This is a genomic window from Burkholderia sp. CCA53 (assembly GCF_001685525.1).
GTDB lineage: Bacteria > Pseudomonadota > Gammaproteobacteria > Burkholderiales > Burkholderiaceae > Burkholderia > Burkholderia multivorans.
Genome location: NZ_BDDJ01000002.1, coordinates 111,628 through 129,168, shown reverse-complemented (window position 1 = coordinate 129,168; position 17,541 = coordinate 111,628). Strand labels below are relative to the sequence as shown.

The following is a 17,541-nucleotide window of genomic DNA, read 5'->3' as shown; positions in this document are numbered from 1 at the left end:
AAGAAATATGAAAATAAGGCGCAGCGCGGGCGTGTCGGGACGCGCCGCGACAGGGTTGACTTCAAGCCGCCTTGAGGCAGCACAGTGTGATGGACGATCGACGAAGCAGACAACGGGAGCCGCGAATGAAACAGAACCACGCCAACGAAGAACAGTCCGCGCTGTGGAACGGCCCGTCGGGACGCGCGTGGGTGGACATCCAGGCGTCGCTCGACCGGCTGTTCGAGCCGTTCGCGACACTGCTCGCGGATGCCGCAGCCGCATCGTCCGCGCGCGCCGTGCTGGATGTCGGCTGCGGGACGGGCGCGGTCACGCTCGACATCGCGCGGCGGCTCGGCGCGGACGCACAGTGCACGGGCGTCGATATTTCGGCGCGGATGATCGACGCGGCGCACGAGCGTGGGAAGCGCAGCGGCCTGCGCGTGCACTTCGTGTGCGCGGATGCGCAGACGCATGCGTTCGTGCCCGCCAGTGTCGATCTGATCGTGTCGCGTTTCGGCGTGATGTTTTTCGACGATCCGGTCCGCGCGTTCGCGAATCTGCGGCGTGCGGCGCGCACCGACGCGGCGTTGCGGTTCGTCGCGTGGCGCAGTGCGGCCGAGAATCCGTTCATGACGACCGCCGAGCGGGCCGCGGCGCCGCTGCTGCCGGACCTGCCGCCGCGACGGCCCGGCGCGCCTGGGCAGTTCGCGTTCGGCGACCGGCAGCGCATTGCAGCGGTGCTGTCCGACAGCGGCTGGGCCGACATCGCGATCGAGCCCGTCGATATCGCATGCGCGCTGCCGGAACCCGCGCTGAACGACTACATCGGGCGGCTGGGGCCGGTCGGCCTTGCGCTGCAGCAGGTGGACGATGCGACGCGGCGCCGCGTGGTCGAAACGATCCGCAACGCGTTCGAACCTTACGTGCAGGGCGCCGACGTGCGGTTCGAGGCGGCGTGCTGGCTGGTCACCGCACGCGCGCCATCGTCGGCCGCGTAAGGCGCGGCGCGGGCAGCCGCGCGCACCACGGGCGCGCGGTCCGTGCGCGATGCCGCGCCGGACGACGGCGCATGCAGGTCAGCGACGCCGGGCGCGCAGCATCAGCCACGCGCAGCCCATCGCGACGAGCGCGAGTCCGAGCAGGCTCGCCTCGACGCCGAGCGCGAAGCCCGGCGGCATCTCGCCGCTGTTCGGCACGGGCGCGAGGTTGCCGGCGATCGCGACCGCGCCGCCGGCCAGCAGCGCCACGCAGACGAACCAGTAGAGCTTGCCGCGCGCCGCAGCGGCGCGGATGCGCCACAGCGCGATGCCCAATGCGCCGACATAGAGCAGGACGAGCGTGCCGAGCGCGACGAAGTCGGCAGTGCGATCGTGCAGGATGCCGCTCATCGCTCGAATCCTGCATGCGTCGCGGGCGGGATGGCGCACGCGTTCATTCCGACTCCGTCGCGTGTCCCGGCGCGCGGCTCAGCAGATGCGTGCGCTTGTCGGCCGCGAGCGACACGTAGCGCTCGTACTGGCGCAGCACGTCGGCGATCACTTCGTCGCCGCGCAGGTATTCGATGTCGTAACCGAGCCGCCCGTCCTCGAAGAACGTGATGATGCCGTACACATGCGGGCGCGCCGACTGCGGCTCCGCCGCTTCGCGCATCAGGAATGCGGGCGCGGTTTTCGCGGTCACGCGCACGCCGTAGACAAAATCGCGCTGCTCGGCGGTCGGCACCGTGAGCCGCACCGCATCGTCGCCGTCGCGCTGCACGTGCGCCTCGACGCCGCCCGCGCGCAATTCGTCGGCGACCTTGCGCAGCGCGGGCATCACGGTGTCGGCGACGAACTGGCGCGCATCGGCCTCGGTCGTCTGGCGCAGGATGTGCGTCAGACGATGGCGCCAGTGCTGGCCGGTCCAGAAGCTGGTCGCGGGCGCGACGTCCTGCGAGTAGTGCGCGCGATCGGCGGCGAGCCCGCGCCAGAGGCCGTAGCACAACGCGAGCATGATGATGGCCACCGGCAACGCGGCCATCAGCGTCATCGCCTGCAGCGCGCCGAGGCCGCCGGCGACGAGCAGCACGGCTGCCGTCACGCCGAGCAGCGCGGCCCAGAACAGCCGTTGCCAGACCGGCGAGCGCGCGGCGCCGCGCGTCGCGATCTGATCGATCACGAACGCGCCGGAATCGGCCGACGTGACGAAGAACACCGCGATCAGCAGGATCGCCACGATCGAAAGCAATTGCGACAGCGGCAGGAAATCGAAGAAGCGGAACAGCAGGGCGTCGACGTTGGTGGCCGTCTGCGCGAGCGCACCGGCCGCGCCGTGCGTGTCGAGCCAGATCGCGCTGTTGCCGAACACGGTCATCCAGACGAGGTTGAACGCGGTCGGCACGAGCAGCACGCCGATCACGAACTGACGGATCGTGCGGCCGCGCGAAATGCGCGCGATGAACATCCCGACGAACGGCGACCACGACACCCACCACGCCCAGTAGAGAATCGTCCAGCCGCCGAACCAGCCTTCGTCGCGCGGCGGCGCATACGCATACGTCCGGAACGACAGGTCGACGAGGCTCGACAGATACTGGCCGATGTTGTCGCTGAGCGCGCGCAACAGGAACGTGGTCGGCCCGGCGATCGCGACGAACGCGAGCAGCAGGAATGCCAGCAGCAGATTCAGCTCGGACAGGCGCCGCACGCCCTTGTCGAGGCCGCTCGCCGCCGACAGGCCCGCGAGGATCACGACCAGCGCGACGAGTCCGACGCGAAACGCGTTGCCGCCCGTATCCCAGCCGGCGACGGTATGCAGCCCGGCGCTGATCTGCATCACGCCGTAGCCGAGCGTCGTCGCAATGCCGGCGACCGTGCCGACCAGCGCGAACGCGTCGACGGCGTGGCCGATCCAGCCGTTCACGCGCTCGCGCAGCACCGGATAGAGCCCCGAGCGCAGCGTGAGCGGCAGGTTGTAGCGAAAGCCGAAGTACGCGAGCACGAGGCCCATCAGCCCGTAGATCGCCCACGCATGAAAGCCCCAGTGAAAGAACGTCATCAGCATCGCTTCGCGCGCGGCGCCGGGCGAAGCGGGCTCGACGGTCGGCGGCTTCAGGAAGTGCTGCATCGGCTCGCCGACGCCGAAGTACATCAGGCCGATACCCATGCCGGCCGCGAACAGCATCGCCGTCCAGGACACGAAGCTGAATTCGGGCTCCGCATCGTCGGGGCCGAGCCGGATGTTGCCGAAATCGCTGGCCGCGATCAGCACGAGGAACACGAGAAACGCCGTGACGGCCAGCACATAGAACCAGTCGAAGCGCGCGACGACCCATTGCTGGCCGGCGCTGAACAGCGCGCCGGCCTCGTCGGGCAGCAACGCACAGACGACGAGCAGCGCGCCGATCAGCGCGAGCGACGGCAGTACGACCTGCGGCTTGAACGTGGTACGCGGCGAGGAACGGGAATCGGGCATGGCGGGCATCCAGTAGCGGGTGCAACGAAGCGCGACGCCGCCCCGGCCGCGCATCGCGCGCCGGACCCTGATGCGGCGTGCATCGAATGTACCCCGGTGTCGGGACTGCAGAAAGGGTCGTGCAGCAAAATCGAGCTGACGAATTGTAAGGTATTCGACGAATAAGGGAAAACCCGAATGACGCGCGCGCCGCGTGCGAAGGGCGCGCACCCGCGTGACAACCCTGATGAAAGTTTATTTTTTCCGCCTTGCGGATTGTGTAAATTGATTTACATCTTCGTTGCGGCCTGCAGCTCATGACGCTTTCCGTTCCTCCCGATGTCGGTGCCGACGAACCCGCGATCGCCGAGCGCATTGCGGCCGCGATGCCGTCGATGACGCCGATCCACCGGCGCATGGGCGAGTTTGTGCTCGCGAATCCGTTTCGCGCGGCGACGATGCGGATCGACGAGCTCGCGCTCGCGGTGAACGCGTCGATCGCGACCGCGAACCGCTTCGCGAAGGCGCTCGGCTTCGACGGCTATCCGGCGATGCGCGCGGCGCTCGTGCGCGGTTTCGAGGCGACGCTCGCGCCGGTCGAACGGCTGCGCTCCGCGCAGGAGCAGGAGCCCGGCGTGCGCGGCAGCGCCTGGATCGACACGGTGTTCGATCAGGCGGTCGCGAATATCGAGAACACGCGCGCGCAGCTGAACGCCGCCGACGTCGAAGCCGCCGTCGAGGCGATCGTCGGCGCGCGGCGCGTGCTGATTCTCGGCGCCGGGTCGAGCGCGTTTCTCGCGGGGCTGATGGAGCACGGGCTCTCGGTGTGTCACGACAACGTGCAGTCGCTCGCGCTGCTCGGCGGCCCGTCGCATGCGGCGCGGCGCCTCTACACGGCCGATGCGCGCGACCTCGTGATCGCGCTCGCGTTTCCGCGCTACGTGAAGGACACGGTCGAGCTCGCCACGCGGGCGGCTGCGCGCGGCGCACGCGTGCTCGCGATCACCGACGGCCGTGAATCGCCGCTCGCGCCGATCGCCTCGCTGAGTCTGTACGTGAAGGCCGAGCGGCGCTTCGCGGCGACGTCCGAGGCGGCCGTGCTGGCGACGATCGAAGCGCTGATCGACGCGGTCGCGCTGCGCACGCACCGTTCCGCGAAATCCGCGGCCGAGATGACCGAATTCGTGCTGCCATGGCTCGTGCAGCCGCAAGCGGCCGTTCCCGCTCCGAACCTTTCCTTTCCCCGCCCGGACCCATCATGACTTCACCCGCGATCGTCGCGATTCACGGCGGCGCAGGCACGATCCTGCGCGATGCAATGGACACCGACACCGAACGGCAGTACCGCGCGGAGCTGACCGCGATCCTGCAGGCCGCGCAGGCAGTGCTGGCCGAGGGCGGCAGTGCGCTCGACGCGGTGACGGTCGCCGTGCGCATGCTCGAAGACTGTCCGCTGTTCAATGCCGGCCGCGGTGCGGTCTATACGGCCGAAGGCAAGCACGAACTCGATGCGGCGATCATGGACGGCGCGACGCGAGCGGCCGGTGCGATCTGCTGCGCGACGCGCGTGCGCAACCCGGTGCTCGCCGCGCGGCGCGTCATGGAGGCGAGCGAGCACGTGCTGTTTGCCGGCGCGGGCGCCGATGCGTTCGCGGCCGCGCAAGGGCTCGAACTCGTCGAGCCGGGCTACTTCGATACCGACGCGCGTCATGCGCAGTGGCTCAACGCACGCGCGGCGGCCGGCATGATGCTCGACCACGATGCGGCGACGTTTGCGTTCGGCGCGCCGCGCCGCGCGGAGCCGCTCGATCCGGACCGCAAGCACGGCACGGTCGGCGCGGTCGCGCGCGATCTGCAGGGGCACGTCGCCGCGGCGACCTCGACCGGCGGCATCACGAACAAGCAGCCGGGACGCGTCGGCGACTCGCCGATCATCGGCGCGGGCTGCTACGCGGACGACGCGACCTGCGCGGTGTCCGCGACGGGCACCGGCGAGATGTTCATGCGGCTCGCGGCCGCGCACGACGTGGCGGCGCAGATCGCCTATCGCGGCGCGACGCTCGCGCAGGCCGCCCACGACGTCGTGATGAACCAGCTGCCGCGGCTCGCGGGCCGCGGCGGCATCATCGCGGTCGATGCGTTCGGCAACGTCGCGATGCCGTTCAACACCGAAGGGATGTATCGCGGCCATGCGCGCGTCGGCGCCGCGCCGGTCGTCGGCATCTATCGCGACGACGATGCGAGCTGATGCCGCCGCGTTCGAGGAGACCCGCATGAAACCGAGTCCGTCCGGTCTGATGCTGCCCGAGCAGCGCGTCGTCGCCGTCGACGATCTGTCGGTGATGTTCCGCCGCGAACGCGCGACCTTCGATGCGGTGCGCCACGTGTCGTTTCACGTCGATCGCGGCGAGACGCTCGCGATCGTCGGCGAATCGGGTTCCGGCAAGTCGGTCACGTCGCTTGCGCTGATGCGGCTCGTCGAGCATGGCGGCGGCGAGATCACGAGCGGGCGGATCGCGCTGCGCCGCCGCGGCGGCGCAGTCGTCGATCTCGTGCAGGCGAGCGCCGCGACGATGCGCGGCATTCGCGGCGCGGACGTCGCGATGATCTTCCAGGAGCCGATGACGTCGCTGAACCCGGTCTTCACGGTCGGCGACCAGATCAGCGAGGCGATCGCGCTGCATCAGGCGAAGTCGCCTGCGCAGGCGCGCGCGGAAGCGTTGCGTCTGCTCGACCTCGTGCGCATTCCGGAAGCGCGCCGCGTGTTCGCGCGCTACCCGCATCAGCTTTCGGGCGGGATGCGGCAGCGCGTGATGATCGCGATGGCGCTGTCGTGCCGGCCGGCGCTGCTGATCGCCGACGAGCCGACGACCGCGCTCGACGTGACGATCCAGGCGCAGATCCTGCAATTGATTCGCGGGCTGCAGGACGAGATGAACATGGGCGTGATCTTCATCACGCACGACATGGGCGTGGTGGCCGAAGTGGCCGACCGCGTGCTCGTGATGTATCGCGGCGAAAAGGTCGAGGAGGGCGCGTCGGAGCGCATCTTCGCGACGCCCGCGCATCGCTACACGCGCGCGCTGCTCGCGGCCGTGCCGCGGCTCGGGTCGATGCACGGCACCGACGTGCCGGAGAAATTTCCGCTGCTGAACGCGGAGGCGACCGCGCCCGCTGCCGCATCCGCGACGGCGTCGCCCGCGGCGAACGACGATGCGGACGAGCCACGCGACGCGCGCGCCGGCGCGCCTGCCGACACGCAGCCGCGCGTCGATCCCGCGGCGCCGCCGATCCTGCGCGTGCGCGATCTCGTCACGCGCTTTCCCGTGAAGAGCGGGCTGTTCGGTCGCGTGTCGCAATACGTGCACGCGGTCGAGCGCGTGAGTTTCGAGCTGCGCGCGGGCGAAACGCTCGCGCTCGTCGGCGAATCGGGATGCGGCAAGTCGACGACCGGCCGTTCGCTGCTGCGTCTCGTCGAATCGCAGAGCGGCGCGATCGAGTTCGACGGCCGCGACATCAGCGCGTTGACCGGGCACGACCTGCAGGCACTGCGGCGCAACATCCAGTTCATCTTCCAGGACCCGTTCGCCTCGCTGAATCCGCGCCTGACCGTCGGCTTCTCGATCATGGAGCCGCTGCTCGTGCACGGCGTCGCGAGCGGCCGCGACGCGCAGGCGCGCGTCGACTGGCTGCTCGACAAGGTCGGGCTGCCGCGCGACGCCGCACGCCGCTATCCGCACGAATTCTCGGGCGGCCAGCGCCAGCGGATCGCGATCGCGCGGGCGCTCGCGCTGAATCCGAAGGTCGTGATCGCGGACGAGTCGGTGTCGGCGCTCGACGTGTCGGTGCAGGCGCAGATCGTCAATCTGATGCTCGACCTGCAGCGCGAGCTCGGCGTCGCGTATCTGTTCATCTCGCACGACATGGCCGTCGTCGAGCGCATCAGCCATCGCGTCGCGGTGATGTATCTCGGCCAGATCGTCGAGATCGGCCCGCGCCGCGCGGTGTTCGAAGCGCCGCAGCATCCGTATACGAAGAAGCTGATGAGTGCGGTGCCGATCGCCGATCCGGCGCGCCGGCACGCGCCGCGCCAGCTCGCCGCGGACGAGATTCCGAGCCCGGTCCGTGCGGTCGGCGACGAGCCGGTCGTCGCGCCGCTCGTCGCCGTCGGGCCCGATCATTACGTCGCGACGCATCGCGTCGGCGGCGCGTACTGACGCCGCGTCGCGCGCGTCTGCGAGGCAGTGTGTTTGTCCGGCGCGGGGCAGTCGCTTCCGCGTCTTCCGTCACGCGTCACAGAACCATGCACAAGGAGCCAGCCCTTATGAACAAGTCGCTTTCGTTGCCGATGTTCCGTCCGCGCGCGCTGCTCGCCGCCGGCGCGAGCGTGTTCGCGCTGACGGCCGCGCTGCCCGCGTTCGCGCAGCAGACCGCGGTGATCGCAGTCGACCAGACGTTTACGACGATGGATCCGTACGACGCGAACGATACGGTGTCGCAGGCGGCTGCGAAGTCGTTCTACGAGGGCTTGTTCGGCTTCGACAAGGACATGAAGGTCGTCAACGTGCTCGCGACCGGCTACGACGCGTCGCCGGACGCGAAGGTCTACACGATCCATCTGCGCAAGGGCGTGAAGTTCCATGACGGCACCGACTTCAACGCGGACGCCGTGAAGGCGAACTTCGACCGCGTGACGGATCCGGCGAACAAGCTGAAGCGCTACAACCTGTTCCGCGTGATCGAGAAGACCGAAGTCGTCGATCCGTACACGGTGAAGCTTACGCTGCGCGAGCCGTTCTCCGCGATCATCAACACGCTCGCGCATCCGTCGGCGGTGATGATTTCGCCGGCCGCGCTGAAGAAGTGGGGGCGCGACGTCGCGCTGCATCCGGTCGGCACCGGGCCGTTCGAGTTCGTCGAATGGAAGCAGACGGACGACCTGAAGGTGAAGAAATTCGCCGGCTACTGGAAGAAGGGCTATCCGAAGATCGACGCGCTCGACTGGAAACCCGTGATCGACAACAACACGCGCGCCGCGCTGATGAAGGCCGGACAGGCCGACATGGCGTTCCGCATTCCGTACGAGCAGGTGCCCGACCTGAAGAGCAATCCGAAGCTCGACATCGTCGAGCGGCCGTCGATCGTCGCGCGCTACGTGTCGCTGAACATGCAGCAAAAGCCGTTCGACAACCTGAAGGTGCGCCAGGCGCTGAACTACGCGATCAACAAGGAGGCGCTCGTGAAGGTCGCGTTCTCGGGCTTCGCGACGCCGTCGACAGGCGTCGTGCCGCCCGGCGTCGAATTCTCGACGAAGACGGGCCCGTGGCCGTACGATCCGGCGAAGGCGCGCGCGCTGCTGAAGGAGGCCGGCTATCCGAACGGCTTCGAGACGGTGCTCTGGTCCGGCTACAACAACACGACGTCGCAGAAGGTGATCCAGTTCCTGCAGCAGCAGCTCGCGCAGGTCGGCGTGAAGGCGCAGGTGCAGGCGCTCGAATCGGGCGAGCGCGTATCGAAGGTCGAGAGCGCGCCGGATCCCGCCACCGCGCCGGTGCGGATGTTCTATATCGGCTGGTCCGCGTCGACCGGCGAAGCGAACTGGGCGCTCACGCCGCTGCTGGCTTCGGCATCGATGCCGCCGAAGCTGTTCAATACGGCGTACTACCGGAACCCGGCCCTCGACGACGACCTTTCGAAGGCGCTGCAGACCGTCGATCGCGCGAAAAAGGCCGAGCTCTACGGCGATGCGCAGAAGCGGATCTGGGCCGACGCGCCGTGGATCTTCCTCGTGCAGGAGAACATCGTCTATGCGCGCAGCAAGCGGCTGCACGGCATCTACGTGATGCCGGACGGGTCGTTCAATATCGACGAGGTCTCGATGAACTGAGCGCGCTCGCGCGCATCGCGGCTTGCCGGCGCAGTGCGTCCATCGCGCCGGCAAGCGGCCCCTGTTCGGTGTCCCCATGCTGACTTTCATCATCAAACGGCTGTTCGGCCTGCTGCCCACGCTCGCGATCGTCGCGGTGCTCGTGTTCCTGTTCGTGCATCTGCTGCCGGGCGACCCGGCGCGGCTCGCGGCCGGCCCCGAAGCCGACGACGCGACGGTCGCGCTCGTGCGCGCCGATCTCGGCCTCGATCGGCCGCTGCCGACGCAGTTCGCGAATTTCTTCGTGAAGATCGCGCACGGCGATTTCGGCGTATCGACGCGCAGCAAGCGGCCGGTATCGACGGAAATCGGCGAGCGTTTCATGCCGACGCTGATGCTGACGATCGTCAGCATGGCGTGGGCGACGCTGTTCGGGATGGCGATCGGCATCGCGTCGGCCGTATGGCGCAACCGCTGGCCGGACCGCTTCGGCATGACGCTCGCGGTGTCCGGCATCTCGTTTCCGGCGTTCGCGCTCGGCATGCTGCTGATGGAAATCTTCTCGGTGAAGCTCGGCTGGCTGCCGGTCGTGCCGGACGGCACGTGGAAGAGCTACGTGCTGCCGTCGCTTACGCTCGGCGCGGCGGTCGCGGCCGTGATGGCGCGCTTCACGCGCGCGTCGTTCGTCGAGGTGATGAACGAGGACTTCGTGCGCACCGCGCGCGCGAAGGGCGTGCACGAGCCGAAGGTCGTGCTCAAGCACTGCCTGCGCAACGCGATGATTCCGGTCGTCACGATGATGGGGCTGCAGTTCGGCTTCCTGCTCGGCGGATCGATCGTCGTCGAGGCGGTGTTCAACTGGCCGGGGCTCGGCCGGCTGCTCGTCGATTCGGTGACGATGCGCGATTACCCCGTGATCCAGGCGATCGTGCTGCTGTTCTCGCTCGAATTCATCCTGATCAACCTGACCGTCGACGTGCTCTACGCGGTCATCAATCCGACCATCCGGTTCAAGTGAGGTGCGCATGAACGCAACCGTTCCGAGCCCGGCCGCGCCCGCCGAGACCGCGGTGCGCACGCCGTGGCGCGAATTCTGGCGCAAGTTCCGCAAGCAGACGGTCGCGCTCGTCGCCGGCGGATTCGTGCTGATGCTCGTCGTGCTCGCGTTCGTCGGCCCGCACGTCGTGCCGTTCGATCCGGAGAACTACTTCGACTACGACGCGCTGAACGCGGGCCCGTCGGCCGTGCACTGGTTCGGCGTCGATTCGCTCGGCCGCGACATCTTCAGCCGGATCGTCGCGGGCACGCGGATCTCGCTCGCGGCCGGCTTCTTCTCGGTCGCGCTCGGCGCGCTGATCGGCACGCTGTTCGGGCTGCTCGCCGGCTACTACGAAGGCTGGTGGGACCGCATCACGATGCGCATCGCCGACGTGCTGTTCGCGTTTCCCGGCATCCTGCTCGCGATCGGCGTCGTCGCGATTCTCGGCAACGGGATGATCAACGTGATCTGCGCGGTCGCGATCTTCAGCATCCCGGCGTTCGCGCGGCTCGTGCGCGGCAACACGCTGATGCTCAAGCACATGACCTACGTCGAGGCCGCGCGCAGCATCGGCGCGTCCGACTGGACGATCATCATGCGGCACATCCTGCCGGGCACCGTGTCGTCGGTCGTCGTCTACTTCACGATGCGCATCGGCACCTCGATCATCACGGCCGCGAGCCTGTCGTTCCTCGGGCTCGGCGCGCAGCCGCCGACGCCCGAGTGGGGCGCGATGCTGAACGAAGCGCGTGCGGACATGGTCGCCGCGCCGCACGTCGCGATTTTTCCGAGCCTCGCGATCTTCCTGACCGTGCTCGCGTTCAATCTGCTCGGCGACGGCCTGCGCGACGCGCTCGACCCGAAACTGGAGCGTCGCTGATGCGCACCGTGCCGAGGTGGAACGGCGCGTTGCCCGCCGGCCCGCGCGACTCGATCGCCGACGTGCCGGGCGTGACGGTCGGCCATTGCACGCTCGACGACGGCGCGGTGCAGACGGGCGTCACGGTCGTCAAGCCGCACGCGGGCGATCTGTACCGCAGCAAGGTGCCGGCCGGCGCGGCCGTGATCAACGGCTTCGGCAAGAGCGTCGGGCTCGTGCAGGTCGACGAGCTCGGCACGCTCGACACGCCGATCGCGCTGACGAACACGTTCGGCGTCGGCACGGTCGCGCAGGCGCAGATCCGTGCGGCCGTCGCCGCGAATCCGCAGGTCGGCCGCGACTGGCCGACCGTGAACCCGCTCGTGTTCGAGTGCAACGACGGTTATCTGAACGACCTTCACGCGTTCGCGATCGCGCCCGCGCATTACGACGCCGCCTGCGCGGCCGCGTCGCGCGAGGTCGCGCGCGGCGCGGTCGGCGCGGGGCGCGGGATGTCGTGCTTCGATCTGAAGGGCGGCATCGGCTCCGCATCGCGCGTCGCGATCGCGGCCGAGCGGCCCTATACGGTCGGCGCGCTCGTGCTCGCGAATTTCGGCCGGCTGCCGATGCTGACGCTCGGCGGCGTGCCGGTCGGACGCATCGTCGCCGCGCGGCAGGCGGCGGGCGAGCCGGTCGCGCCGCCGGAGCAGGGCTCGATCATCATGCTCGTCGCGACCGATGCGCCGCTCGACGCACGGCAACTGTCGCGGCTCGCGCGCCGTGCGGCGGCCGGGCTCGCGCGCACCGGCTCGGTGTACGGGCACGGCAGCGGCGACATCGCGCTCGGGTTCTCGACCGCCTATACGATCGCGCACGATGCCGATTACGTCGCGCTGCCGGCGCTCGTCGCCGATGCCGCACTCGACCCGCTGTTCATGGCCGCGGCCGACAGCGTCGAGCACGCGATCGCCGACGCGTTGCTGCAGGCTGTCACGGTCGTCGGCCGCGACGGGCACGTGCGGCGCGCGCTGCGCGACGCGGTGCCCGACCTCGACCGCCTGCTCAACGAAGGACCGACCACCATTCAACGATGAAGATCCTGATCTCGACCGATATCGAAGGCGTCGCCGGCGTGTTTGCCGTCGAGCAGACGCGTGCCGGCAATCCCGAGTACGAACGGGCGCGGCGCTGGATGACCGCCGAAGCGAATGCGGCGATCGAAGGCGCGTTCGCGGGCGGCGCGCAGTCCGTGTGGGTCAACGACTCGCATGGCGGTTTTCGCAACCTGCTGCCGGACGCGCTCGACGCACGCGCGCGCGTCGTGCTCGGCAAGCCGCGCACGCTCGGGATGATGGCGGGCCTAGAACGGCAGCCGGACCTCGTGTTCATGATCGGCTATCACGCGAAGTCGCAGACGCGCGGCGTGCTCGCGCACACGATCAACACCTTCGCCTTTACGCAGGTCTGGCTGAACGGCGTCGAGCTCGGCGAGGCGGGGCTCTATGGCGCGCTCGCGCGCGAATACGGCGCGCACGTCGTGCTCGCGTCCGGCGACGACGTGTTCGCCGAAGAAACGCAGCCGCTGTTTCCCGATGCGCGTTTCGAGACCGTGAAGACGGCCGGCGGTGCATCGAGCGGCGACACGCTGACGCCGGCCGCCGCATGCGCGCGAATTGCGATCGCGGCGCGTGAAACGGTCGCGCGCGCGGTGTCGAGCGGATTGCGCGCCGGCGCGCATCGGCCGGTGCCGGCGCACTGCACGCTGCGTGTACAGACGCCCGCGATCGCCGATCTGTTCTGCGTGCTGCCGTCGCTCGAGCGCGTCGATGCGGTGACGCTGCGTTTCGACGGGCCGTCGGTCGAGCACGTGGTGCGCACGCTGAACAGCTTGTCGGCGATGTCGTTCATGCTGCGCTGAGGCGGCGCCGCCGCGGCGGCAGCGGACAAAAAAACGCGCGTCTGCCGGATTCTGCAGCCGCGCTCAAAGGCACTCGGTCGGCACAGACGCCGGGCGGCATGCGCCGGGCCGCCTGGTCTGCGGGTCACTCGTTCATTGTTTCCTAATACGATTCAATGACGTCGGGTTGCGGTCGATAAGACAGAATAGGATGCGGATCACGCAAGCGAAAACCCGTCGTGCCGATGACGCATGTGCGCGCGCAGCATGCGCGTCGTGTGCGCGGCGTCGCGCGCGCACGGCGGCCCGTCCGGGCGCCGTTCCCGCCGCCGCCCGCGGCGCTTGCGCAACGCAGCATCGATTCATCGCGCAAACGATCACGCCGCGTGCCGCGACGCCGGATTCGGCATCGCGACACGCGGCGTCGTGACACGCGAGCCGGCGTCGGCCGGCGCGCGCGTTACACGTCGAAGAACACCGTTTCGTCCGGGCCCTGCATCCGGATGTCGAAGCGATAGACGACCGGCCGGCCCGGCTGTGCGTCGCGCTTCGCGACCAGCGTCGCACGGCGCTCGGCCGGCACCGCGTTCAGCACCGGGTCGTTCGCGTTCGCCGCCGCTTCGTCGTCGAAATACAGGCGTGTGAACGCGTGCGTGAGGATCCCGCGCATCATGACGGTCACGTTCACGTGCGGTGCGTCGTCCGCGCCGATGCGGCCGGGCTTGACCGTCTCGACGACATAGCGATGCTGCGGATCGGTGCCGGTGCCGACGCGTGCGAAGCCCGTGAAGCCGGACTTCGCGATGTCGTCGCGCGATGCCGGATAGCGGCCCGCGCCGTCCACCTGCGTGAACTCGAGGATCGCGTCGCTGACGACGTTGCCGTCGCCGTCGAACACCTGGCCGACCAGCAGCACGTGCTCGCCTTCGGCGTGCGGCGCGGCGAGCGTCGGCGTAAACAGGCTCTTCAGATCGTAGTCGTACTGCTGCGGACACAGGCCGTAGGCGAAGTACGGGCCGACCGTTTGCGAAGGGGTTTGCTTCAGCGTCGTCATGGTTCAGCGCTCCATCGGGGTGGCGTCGCGGCCGCGCAGCACGATGTCGAATTCGTAGCCGAGCGCATAGCCTTCTTCGGTAATGTCCATCGAAAAACGCGAGATCAGCCGCTCGCGCGCGGCTTCCGGCGTGCCCTGGAAGATCGGGTCGTATGCGAGCAGCGGATCGCCGGGGAAGTACATCTGCGTGACGAGACGCGAGCCGAAATAGTCGCCGAACAGCGAGAAGTGGATGTGATTCGGGCGCCACGCGTTCGGATGGTTGCCCCACGGGTATGCGCCGGGCTTGATCGTCAGGAAGCGGTAGCGGCCTTCGTCGTCGGTCAGGCAGCGGCCGGCGCCGAGGAAGTTCGGATCGAGCGGCGCGTCGTGCTGATCGACCTTGTGCACGTAGCGGCCGGCCGCGTTCGCCTGCCACACTTCGACGAGCGTGTTGCGCACCGGCTTGCCGCCTTCGTCGAGCACGCGGCCCGTGACGACGATTCGCTCGCCGAGCGGCTCGCCGTTCTTCACGGCGTTTTTCGTCAGATCGTGATCGAGCGGGCCGAGATCCTCGGCGCCGTAGACGGGCGCGTACTGGTCGCGCAGCTTTTCCTTCAGCGGGATCAGCGGCCGCGTCGGGCCGCGTTTGACCGACGAGCGGTACTCGGGATGGACATACGCGGGATGCGACGGCCAGTCGCGCGGCGTGAGGATCGTGGGGGCATCCATCGGGCGTCTCCTGAAGATGTTTCGACAAGTGGATGGCAGGACTTTAGCCAATCCGGAAAGTTATGCAAAATGACCTTTTTTCGCGGATCGCATAACGGACGGTTATGCATCGGCCGAGCGTGCCGATTCGCGTCGTGCCGCGTGCCCGCGGGCGTCGGGCGGGCCGTGAGACACGTCGTCGGCGAGCTCTTTCCGCCGCGCTGTCGAGCCCGGAGCTCGGCTCGCTTCGGTTTTACCGAAAAGTTATGCAAAATGGCACTTTATCGCCCATCGCATAACGATCTGTTATGAATAATCGAATCGCGGACGGCCGCGTCAAGTTCCGGCATCTGCAGTGCTTTCTCGCGGTCGCGCAGCTGGGCGGCGTGCAGAAGGCCGCGGAAAGCCTGTCGATCACGCAGCCGGCCGTATCGAAGACGATCGCCGAGCTGGAGGGCATTCTCGGCGTGAAGCTGTTCGAGCGCGGCCGCCACGGCGCGCAGCCGACGCGCGAAGCGCAACTCTTCATGCCGCATGCGAACGCGTGCGTGCTCGCATTGCGGCAGGGCGTCGGCTTGCTCGCGCGCGAGGGCGGCGCGGCTGCCGCGACGCTCGAGATCGGCATGCTGCCGACCGTCGCCGCGTCGCTCGCGCCCGCACTGATGAAGGCGCTGGCCGCACGCTGGCCGCGCGTCGTCGTGCGGATCGCGACGGCGGCCAATACGGAACTGCTCGAACGGCTGAAGGCCGGCGCGATCGAATGCGCGATCGGGCGCTTGTCGGAGCCCGAGCGCATGGTCGGGCTTGCGTTCGAGCAGCTGTACAACGAGCCGCTCGTCGCCGTCGTGCGCGCCGGCCATCCGCTGCTCGCGAGCGCCGCGCCGGCCGCCGAGCTCGCGCGCTATCCGGTCGTGCTGCCGCCGTACGGTACGCTGATCCGCCAGTCGGCCGAGCAGCTGCTCGGCGCGTGCGGGGCGCCGCCGCTCGATGCGTTCATCGAGGTGCTGTCGGTGTCGGTTGCGCGTGCGCTCGCGCTCGAGAACGATGCGGTGTGGTTCGTGCCGCTGTATGCGGCCGAGTACGATCTGTCGGCCGGCGCGCTCGCGCGTCTGCCGCTGCCGGCCGCCGGCACCGACGAGCCGGTCGGACTGGTGCTGCGGACCGACGCGCAGCCGACGCCCGTCGCGCGCACGCTGATCGATGCGGTGCGCGATATTGCGCGTGCGCGCTTCGGCGACGCGCGGCCGCGCCGCGCGGCGCGCAAACCGGCGCGTCGCGGCGGCTGACGTGCGAGGGCGCCGCAGTCGAGGTTGAGCGCGTGCGCGTCGTCGCGAGCCGCAAGCCGCAAGCCGCAAGCCGCCACCCGCAGCTGCGAGCGCACGTCGCATCGCATCACCCGCGCCGCACCGTCATCCGCAGATAGAGCAGCGCGCCGCCGGCAAGCAGCAGCGGGCATACGACATACCATCCCGTCGTCACGAACAGCCCGGCGACCGCGATCAGCGAAATCCACGCGCAGCGATATGCGACGCTGCCGCGCGGCAGCAGTTTCAGCGCGGCCGCCGCGCCGAGCCCGTACACCATCACGAAGCAGCCCGACGTGACGAGCACGAGCGGCGTCGGCCCGACCCCCGCGAGCGTCGTCGCGGCGAGCGCGACCGCCGCGAGCAGCGCGATCGCAGCGAGGCTGCGGCGCGGCACGCCGCCGACCTGACTGCCTTGCGCGAGCCAGCCTGGCAGCGCGCCGTCGCGGCCGAGCGCCGCGCCGAGTTTCGCCGCGCCGGCGAAATAGGCGTTCATCGTGCCGAGCGTGAGCAGCAGCGCCGCGGCCGTCGCCAGCACCTGCGCATGGCCGCCGATACCGCCGGCGATCAGTTCGGCGAGCGGGGCGCCCGACGCGCCGGCCGACGGCCCGAGCACCATCACGCTCGCCGCCGCCACGGACAGATAGAGCAGGCCGACGACCACGACCGCAATGCCGGCCGAGCGCGGCATGTCGTGCGCGGGGCGTCGAAATTCGGCCGCCAGATGCGTGATGGCTTCCCATCCGGCGAAGCTCCAGACGAGCAGCGCGGCCGCCTGTCCGACCGCGAGCCAGCCGTGCGGCGCGAACGGATGCAGGTTCGTCGTGCGCGCATGCGGCGCGGACGCGAGCACGGCGGCGAGCAGCAGCGTCACGAGCAGCGCCGACAGCACGAGTTGCATGCGGCCCGACACCGTCACGCCGAACGCGTTCGCGGCCGACACGATCGCGATCAGCGCGGCCGCGGTCGCGATGACGGTCGTCTGTCCGCCGCCGGTCACGGCCGCGACGTACGCGCCGCCGAACATCGCCGCCGCCGGCGCACCGGCCGGCACCGCGAAATAGAAGCACCAGCCGACGACGGCCGCCGCCTTCGGCCCGAACGCGCGTCGCGCATACGTCGATACGCCGCCCGCGTCCGGGTAGCGGGCGCCGAGCGCCGCGAACGTCGCCGCGAGCGGCGCCGACAGCACGACGAGCGCGGCCCACGCAAGCAGCGACGCGGGGCCCGCGACGTCGGCGGCCAGCGCGGGCAACGCAATCACGCCGGTGCCGAGCACCGCGCCGATATACAGCGCGGCGCCCTGGAAAATCGTCAGCGAACCGCCGTGACGAGCGGCGGGCGAATCGGCGTGCGAGCGCATGGGTGACTGTCTCCGGACGGCTTGTCGTACGCGCGGCGTGCCGCGCGGCGAATAA

At 69.3% G+C, this 17,541-nt stretch carries 15 protein-coding genes; 10 read left to right on the top strand and 5 right to left on the bottom strand.

The annotated features are described in order from the left end of the window. Positions 1 to 125 precede the first annotated feature (125 nt). Positions 126 to 980, top strand: coding sequence for a class I SAM-dependent methyltransferase (locus BCR55_RS17130; RefSeq protein ID WP_035946576.1), 855 nt, complete (start codon positions 126 to 128; stop codon positions 978 to 980). Between the two features lie 78 nt (positions 981 to 1,058). Here BCR55_RS17130 and BCR55_RS17125 read toward each other — a convergent pair whose 3' ends face one another. Then, entirely contained in the window at positions 1,059 to 1,370 is a 312-nt protein-coding gene (locus tag BCR55_RS17125) for a hypothetical protein (RefSeq protein WP_065495102.1), read from the bottom strand. Positions 1,371 to 1,413: 43 nt separating this feature from the next. Beyond that, positions 1,414 to 3,435 (bottom strand): BCCT family transporter, encoded by a 2,022-nt coding sequence (locus tag BCR55_RS17120; protein ID WP_065496634.1) that lies wholly within the window; start codon positions 3,433 to 3,435, stop codon positions 1,414 to 1,416. Between the two features lie 296 nt (positions 3,436 to 3,731). Here BCR55_RS17120 and BCR55_RS17115 point away from each other — a divergent pair, with 296 nt between their 5' ends. From BCR55_RS17115 to BCR55_RS17080, 8 genes are all read left to right on the top strand, one after another. After that, the gene (locus BCR55_RS17115) at positions 3,732 to 4,676 is read left to right on the top strand and encodes a MurR/RpiR family transcriptional regulator (RefSeq protein ID WP_006403766.1); all 945 of its coding nucleotides are present in this window, start codon (positions 3,732 to 3,734) and stop codon (positions 4,674 to 4,676) included. Beyond that, positions 4,673 to 5,662 (top strand): isoaspartyl peptidase/L-asparaginase family protein, encoded by a 990-nt coding sequence (locus BCR55_RS17110; RefSeq protein WP_053298644.1) that lies wholly within the window; start codon positions 4,673 to 4,675, stop codon positions 5,660 to 5,662. Before BCR55_RS17115 ends, BCR55_RS17110 begins: the two co-directional genes overlap by 4 nt. A gap of 25 nt (positions 5,663 to 5,687) precedes the next feature. Then, complete coding sequence (locus BCR55_RS17105) at positions 5,688 to 7,631, top strand: dipeptide ABC transporter ATP-binding protein (protein WP_065496632.1); 1,944 nt, start codon at positions 5,688 to 5,690, stop codon at positions 7,629 to 7,631. Positions 7,632 to 7,738: 107 nt separating this feature from the next. Beyond that, positions 7,739 to 9,301, top strand: coding sequence for a glutathione ABC transporter substrate-binding protein GsiB (gsiB, locus tag BCR55_RS17100; RefSeq protein ID WP_006411550.1), 1,563 nt, complete (start codon positions 7,739 to 7,741; stop codon positions 9,299 to 9,301). Positions 9,302 to 9,377: 76 nt separating this feature from the next. Continuing rightward, positions 9,378 to 10,298: a glutathione ABC transporter permease GsiC gene (gene gsiC / locus BCR55_RS17095; RefSeq protein ID WP_006403762.1), complete on the top strand. Its 921-nt coding sequence runs from the start codon at positions 9,378 to 9,380 to the stop codon at positions 10,296 to 10,298. A gap of 7 nt (positions 10,299 to 10,305) precedes the next feature. After that, on the top strand, positions 10,306 to 11,199 hold the full coding sequence (gsiD, locus tag BCR55_RS17090; protein ID WP_006403760.1) for a glutathione ABC transporter permease GsiD: 894 nt from the start codon (positions 10,306 to 10,308) through the stop codon (positions 11,197 to 11,199). Continuing rightward, positions 11,199 to 12,272 carry a P1 family peptidase gene (locus tag BCR55_RS17085; RefSeq protein WP_006411556.1) on the top strand — a complete coding sequence of 358 codons (1,074 nt, stop codon included), beginning with the start codon at positions 11,199 to 11,201 and terminating at the stop codon, positions 12,270 to 12,272. Before gsiD ends, BCR55_RS17085 begins: the two co-directional genes overlap by 1 nt. Further along, a complete protein-coding gene (locus BCR55_RS17080; RefSeq protein ID WP_006403758.1) occupies positions 12,269 to 13,096 on the top strand; it encodes a M55 family metallopeptidase in 828 nt (275 codons plus the stop codon). Before BCR55_RS17085 ends, BCR55_RS17080 begins: the two co-directional genes overlap by 4 nt. A 439-nt stretch (positions 13,097 to 13,535) precedes the next feature. Here the strand turns inward: BCR55_RS17080 and pcaG are convergent, their stop codons facing one another. Together pcaG and pcaH are read right to left on the bottom strand one after the other, a co-directional pair. Continuing rightward, positions 13,536 to 14,129, bottom strand: a complete 594-nt coding sequence (gene pcaG / locus BCR55_RS17075; RefSeq protein ID WP_006403756.1) for a protocatechuate 3,4-dioxygenase subunit alpha — start codon at positions 14,127 to 14,129, stop codon at positions 13,536 to 13,538. 3 nt (positions 14,130 to 14,132) lie between these two features. Continuing rightward, positions 14,133 to 14,840, bottom strand: coding sequence for a protocatechuate 3,4-dioxygenase subunit beta (pcaH, locus tag BCR55_RS17070; protein ID WP_006399888.1), 708 nt, complete (start codon positions 14,838 to 14,840; stop codon positions 14,133 to 14,135). A gap of 287 nt (positions 14,841 to 15,127) precedes the next feature. Between pcaH and pcaQ the strand changes: the two genes are divergently transcribed. Then, positions 15,128 to 16,105: a pca operon transcription factor PcaQ gene (pcaQ, locus tag BCR55_RS17065; protein ID WP_006399889.1), complete on the top strand. Its 978-nt coding sequence runs from the start codon at positions 15,128 to 15,130 to the stop codon at positions 16,103 to 16,105. Positions 16,106 to 16,211: 106 nt separating this feature from the next. Here the strand turns inward: pcaQ and BCR55_RS17060 are convergent, their stop codons facing one another. Next, complete coding sequence (locus BCR55_RS17060) at positions 16,212 to 17,486, bottom strand: APC family permease (protein ID WP_006403754.1); 1,275 nt, start codon at positions 17,484 to 17,486, stop codon at positions 16,212 to 16,214. Positions 17,487 to 17,541 lie beyond the last annotated feature (55 nt).

Coding starts and splice junctions, on each gene's coding strand:
- BCR55_RS17110 (WP_053298644.1), top strand. CDS start 4,673: ATGACTTCACCCGCGATCGTCGCGATTCACGGCGGCGCAGGCACGATC.
- BCR55_RS17085 (WP_006411556.1), top strand. CDS start 11,199: ATGCGCACCGTGCCGAGGTGGAACGGCGCGTTGCCCGCCGGCCCGCGC.
- gsiD (WP_006403760.1), top strand. CDS start 10,306: ATGAACGCAACCGTTCCGAGCCCGGCCGCGCCCGCCGAGACCGCGGTG.
- BCR55_RS17080 (WP_006403758.1), top strand. CDS start 12,269: ATGAAGATCCTGATCTCGACCGATATCGAAGGCGTCGCCGGCGTGTTT.
- pcaG (WP_006403756.1), bottom strand. CDS start 14,129: ATGACGACGCTGAAGCAAACCCCTTCGCAAACGGTCGGCCCGTACTTC.
- gsiC (WP_006403762.1), top strand. CDS start 9,378: ATGCTGACTTTCATCATCAAACGGCTGTTCGGCCTGCTGCCCACGCTC.
- gsiB (WP_006411550.1), top strand. CDS start 7,739: ATGAACAAGTCGCTTTCGTTGCCGATGTTCCGTCCGCGCGCGCTGCTC.
- pcaQ (WP_006399889.1), top strand. CDS start 15,128: ATGAATAATCGAATCGCGGACGGCCGCGTCAAGTTCCGGCATCTGCAG.
- BCR55_RS17120 (WP_065496634.1), bottom strand. CDS start 3,435: ATGCCCGATTCCCGTTCCTCGCCGCGTACCACGTTCAAGCCGCAGGTC.
- BCR55_RS17125 (WP_065495102.1), bottom strand. CDS start 1,370: ATGAGCGGCATCCTGCACGATCGCACTGCCGACTTCGTCGCGCTCGGC.
- BCR55_RS17060 (WP_006403754.1), bottom strand. CDS start 17,486: ATGCGCTCGCACGCCGATTCGCCCGCCGCTCGTCACGGCGGTTCGCTG.
- pcaH (WP_006399888.1), bottom strand. CDS start 14,840: ATGGATGCCCCCACGATCCTCACGCCGCGCGACTGGCCGTCGCATCCC.
- BCR55_RS17130 (WP_035946576.1), top strand. CDS start 126: ATGAAACAGAACCACGCCAACGAAGAACAGTCCGCGCTGTGGAACGGC.
- BCR55_RS17115 (WP_006403766.1), top strand. CDS start 3,732: ATGACGCTTTCCGTTCCTCCCGATGTCGGTGCCGACGAACCCGCGATC.
- BCR55_RS17105 (WP_065496632.1), top strand. CDS start 5,688: ATGAAACCGAGTCCGTCCGGTCTGATGCTGCCCGAGCAGCGCGTCGTC.